This window comes from Streptomyces sp. NPDC059900, assembly GCF_050270335.1.
Taxonomy (GTDB): domain Bacteria; phylum Actinomycetota; class Actinomycetes; order Streptomycetales; family Streptomycetaceae; genus Streptomyces.
The window spans coordinates 1-4,726 of sequence record NZ_JBNNJZ010000511.1 but is presented as its reverse complement, the minus strand read 5'-3'; the positions used below and the strand labels follow the sequence as shown (position 1 = coordinate 4,726).

General features: G+C 71.5%; 4 protein-coding genes. 3 read left to right on the top strand and 1 reads right to left on the bottom strand.

What is annotated here, in order from left to right:
* Together ACQKIP_RS37640 and ACQKIP_RS37635 are read left to right on the top strand one after the other, a co-directional pair.
* A partial coding sequence (locus ACQKIP_RS37640; RefSeq protein ID WP_427745169.1) for a hypothetical protein occupies positions 1–1,135 on the top strand: 1,135 nt, incomplete at its 5' end.
* Between the two features lie 118 nt (positions 1,136–1,253).
* On the top strand, positions 1,254–3,095 hold the full coding sequence (locus ACQKIP_RS37635; RefSeq protein WP_365856722.1) for an RICIN domain-containing protein: 1,842 nt from the start codon (positions 1,254–1,256) through the stop codon (positions 3,093–3,095).
* An 80-nt stretch (positions 3,096–3,175) separates the two neighbouring features.
* On the opposite strand, the gene ACQKIP_RS37630 is transcribed toward ACQKIP_RS37635, so the two are convergent.
* Complete coding sequence (locus ACQKIP_RS37630; protein ID WP_365856724.1) at positions 3,176–3,376, bottom strand: hypothetical protein; 201 nt, start codon at positions 3,374–3,376, stop codon at positions 3,176–3,178.
* Positions 3,377–3,688: 312 nt separating this feature from the next.
* On the opposite strand from ACQKIP_RS37630, the gene ACQKIP_RS37625 reads away from it, so the two are divergent.
* Positions 3,689–4,726, top strand: a 1,038-nt coding sequence (locus ACQKIP_RS37625; RefSeq protein WP_427745168.1) for an ATP-binding protein, incomplete at its 3' end; no start/stop codon positions are given.

Sequence of the window (4,726 nt, the reverse complement as noted above, 5' to 3'; positions counted from 1 at the left end):
GCGCCCGCCGCAGGCGGCCTGCGAGCCGGAGATCGAGAACTGGCCGCACACCGCGTGGTCGAAGTCGGACACCCAGACCTGGGCGGAGATGGTCACCGCCCAACTCTGCGGCGCCGACGCCCTGTTGCTCAACGTTCACCCCACCCAGGCCGAGCGCGCCGAATCCTTCCCGCGCATCGACCACCTGCTGCGCCGTTCCCGGCCCGCCCTGGACTGGCTCGCCGAAAACAGTCCCAGGCAGGCTCTCCCGCTGGGCGTCGGACTGCCCTGGCGGCCGGACACCGCCGCCCGGCTGCCGAATGCGACCGGCACGCTCGACGAGCTGGCGGCCGATCCCGGCGCGACCGCGGACTTCCTCCTGGGCTACGGCGTCCCGGTCACCGCCGGACCCGCCCCCGTCCAGGCCCTCTTCGGTCCGCTCGCCCACACCTTTGACGACGACGAACTGCGCGCCCTGCTGCGCGGCGGCGTGCTGCTCGACGGCACGGCCGCGCACATCCTCGCGGAACGCGGGTTGGCGGACCTCACGGGAGTGCGGACCGGCGAACCGGTCACCCGCTCCGGGCGGGCCGAGCCGGGACCCTATGCCATCGAGCGGGTCACCGCCCACGCGCCGGCGGACGAAGGCGTACTCCTGAGCGTGGACGTCCAGCCCGCTCTCGCCCGGCTCGCGCCCCTGCCCGGCGCCCGCGTCCTGACGCAGATCCAGACACCCGACGGCCGGGACTGGGGCGCCGGGCGCTGCCACTTCGCCAACGCACTGGGCGGACGCGTCGCGGTACTCGCCGCCACCGCGCCCGCCGAACTGGCCCGCAGCGACGAAGGGCAACGGCTGCTGCACACCACGATCCGCTTCCTGGAGGGTGATGCTCCCCGCCTCCCGCTCGTGAGCGGAGCACCCCACCTGATTCCGCACGCGACGCGATCCGGCGACACCCACCGGCTCGCCGTGGTCAACGGCAGCGCCGATGCCGCCCACCCGCGCATCCACCTGCCCGCAGCACCCCCCACGGTGCGCGCCACCGTGCTCGCACCGCTGGCCCACCCCCAGCAGGCCGCCACCACGGCCGCCGGCGCGCTGCTGGAACTCGACCCCGCCCTGCCGCACCGGGGCTGGGCGGTCATTACCTGGTGAACCGCCCGCCCCGGACAGGCGGGCCCAGCCGGCCACCTGACGAGGCGCGAAGGACATCGACCCGCGGGCCGCTCCCACCCCCAGCCTCAGGAGCGGCCCGGCCACGAGAGGAGAACCTGTGTCAGCTCGTTCGAGAACGAGGATCGCCGGTGCGCTCGCCGCGACAGCCGCGGTCCTTGCCGGCACGCTGGCGGCCGCCCCGGCATCCGATCCGGCGTCCGCCGCCGCACACGCCCCGACGTACGGCGTCAGCATCGGCGACAAGGGAGCGTGGACCAACCCCGACGACACACCCGCCAGCACGTACACCGACAAGGACGGCACGTTCCACTACCAGTCCGCGCATGCCCTGTACGCCGCGAACGACCCCCGCAAGTGGACGTTCTACACCGGCAAGGACTTCGACGCGGCGACGCGCGACGCGAAGCTGAGCGACGCGGTCAACCCCGCCAACGCCAAGGACCGCAACAACGACACCACCTGGCGGTGCAACAACAGCCCCACCGGCCGCGAAGCCACGAACGCCCCCGACACCGCGCACTACGCGCAGAAGAACTACTGTGACCTGCTGGGCGTGTGGGTCGATCCGGACACCGGCGACTGGTACGGCCTGGTCCACAACGAGTTCACCCCCCAGCCCTTCGGCGACGGCCTGCACTACGACGCCATCGACTACGCCGTCTCCACCAACCAGGGCAAGACGTGGGACATCAAGGACCACGTCCTGACCTCGCCGTACTCGACCGAACGCGGCGACGACGCGGCCTTCCCCAAGGACCTCTACCACTACGGCAACGGCGACCCGCGGCTGTTCGTAGACACCGCCTCCGGCTACTTCTACGTCTACTACAACTCGCGGGCCATCCCGAAGGGCGGCATAGCCGGCGGGTGGACCGACGGCAGCCGGGCCCATGTCGCGCGCGCCCCGATGTCCGCGAAGATGGCGCCGGGCTCCTGGAAGAAGTGGTACGACGGCAAGTGGTCCCAGCCGGGCGTCGGCGGCCAGGAGAGCAACATGGAGCCGGTCGACGCGCACAACGGCACGGGATACACGCCCGTCGCCGACGACTACGACCCCGCCAACGAGGGCACCGTCAAGGAGCAGCAGGACGCAGGCGAACTGCCCGCGAAGTCCGACCTGCTGACCATGAACATCGCCTACAACGCCTACCTGGGGCTGTACGTCGGCCAGCCCGAAGCCATCACCCAGGACAGCAAGGAACCCCAGCGGTTCTACGTCACCGACAACCTCGCCACGCAGAAGTGGAAGCTCATCGGTGACTCCGGCGACTACAAGTCGGGCTCCTGGTACCGCTGGATGCTCGACTCGGTGAACAAGACCGGCTCCACCGTCGTCGGCAAGAACTTCCGCAGCTACTGCTCCTTCCAGTGCTCGGACGGCAAGGACGGCGAGTACTACGACACCACCCTGACCACCAGCGAGCCCGCCGCCCCCGTCAAGGCGGGCACCGCCTACACGATCAGCAGCGGCACGGGCCGTGTCCTCGCCCGGGCCGCGGGCAGCCGGTCCACCACCTCGCTGCCAGCCGGCGACGGCAGCGCCCGCAGCCGCTGGGTGTTCACGCCGGGCGGCGACGGCTCCTACCGCATCGCCAACGCCGCCACCGGGACGCTGCTCGGCGTCGACTCCACCAAGACGGCGGGCCGCGCCTGGGCGGCCAAGCCGACGCTGGCCCCGGCACCCGGCGGCAAGCCCGCCGTGGGCCAGCAGTGGTTCGTCATCCCCGGTTCGACCGCCGACGGCACGTCCACCAGCACGTTCCGCCTGGTCAACCGCTACAGCGGCCTGGTGCTCGGCCTGTCGGACGCGCCGGACCGGCTCACCGAGACGACGCCGACCCGCGCCTGGACCGACACCACCGGCAACCCGGTCGGTGACGGCCGCAGCGCCGCCGAGCAGACCCTGACGCTCAGGCCCGCCGGCCCGCGCAAGGGCTGACCGGGAGACGGGGGTGTCCCGGAGCGGATCGCCCCGGGACACCCCCGGCATCCTGCCCTCCTGCGGCAGGCGGGTCCGGGTCAGAAGCCGGGGGCGAACAGCAGCGCGGAGGCCAGGGCGCCGACAGCGATCACGGACCCCGCCGCCGCCAGGACGAACGCCTGCGCCTGCACGGAGGTCTTGTCCTCACCCTCGTTCACGGTACGGCCCATGTCCCACACCGCCTGGATCTGCATGGACGCACCGACAATCACGCCGATCAACACGATGACATCGACCATTCTGCTCCCATTTCTCCCTTCCCCGTCCTTCCCCGAACGGGCGGCGCAACCGCACCGCGCCGGGGACACGCCGCGATTGGCGCACATCCGAAGTGATCAGACGGCCGATTGGAGTAGTGCCCGGGCCCGCGCGGCCGGGCCCGGCCGGTCAACGCCCCGGCTGCCCGTGCGGCCGCGTCACGGACCCTGAAGCCACGGCACCACGGGGCCGAGCGCGACCTGTTCCGCCCGCATCGACGACGGATCAGGGGCGCCCCTCGCGGGCCGTTCCCATCGGCTCCGCGCGGATGCCAAAGGGTGGAGAATGCTGGGATGTTGGGCAACACACCAGTCGAGATCAACGAGTTCGTCGGGCGGGCCGCCGATGAGGATCGCCTGACCTCGGCCCTGACGAGCAACCGGCTCATCACGCTGACGGGTATCGGGGGTGTCGGCAAGACCCGGCTGGCCATACACGCCCTGCACCGCATGACGGCCGCTCCCGTCACCGGCCCGGGTGAGCCGCGATGGGTCGACCTCGGAGCCATCCCGGACGCCCGCCTGCTGACGGCGAAGGTGGCGGACACCGTCGGCTTCTCCGACCACAGTGCCGACCCGCAACTGGACGCCCTCTGCCACTGGCTGTCCGACAAGCGCCTGCTGCTGGTCCTCGACTCCTGCGAACACCTCGTGCCCGCCGCCCGGAACCTGGCGAGCCGCTTGCTGGCCGCCTGCCCGCACCTCACCATCCTCGCCACCAGCAGACAGCCCCTGGAACTGCGCGAGGAAATCCGTATCCCCCTTGAGCCGCTGCCCTGCGAGACCGACGCCCTGGACCTGTTCTTCGCCCGCGCCACGGCGGTCGCCCCCGCGCTGAAGAGAAGGAACCAGACCCAGATCGAGGACGCCGCAAAGATCTGCAGACTGCTCGACGGCATTCCGCTGGCCATTGAACTGGCCTCGGCCCAGGTCATGCACCGGCCGCTGCGCGAGATCGCCGCCCGGCTGAGCGCCCACTTCGGAGACCTCGCCGCGCCCGCTCCCGTCTGGCCCCGACGCCACCAGTCCCTGCGTACGGCGATCGGCTGGAGCCATGAACTGTGCCAGCCACTGGAACGCTTGCTGTGGGCCAGGCTCGCCGTCTTCCGGGGAACCTTCGACGAGATCTCGGCACGCGCCGTCTGCGAAGGCGGCCCGCTGCCGGGCGATCGCATCAGCGCCGTCCTTGCCCAGCTGGTCGAGAAGTCCGTGGTGGCCCGTTCCGAGCCGGGGCGCTACCGCCTGCTGGACACCGTGCGGGAGTACGGCTCGATGTGGCTCGCAGAACTGGGGGAGGAGCGGTCCGCTGCCGACCGGCACGCCGACTACTTC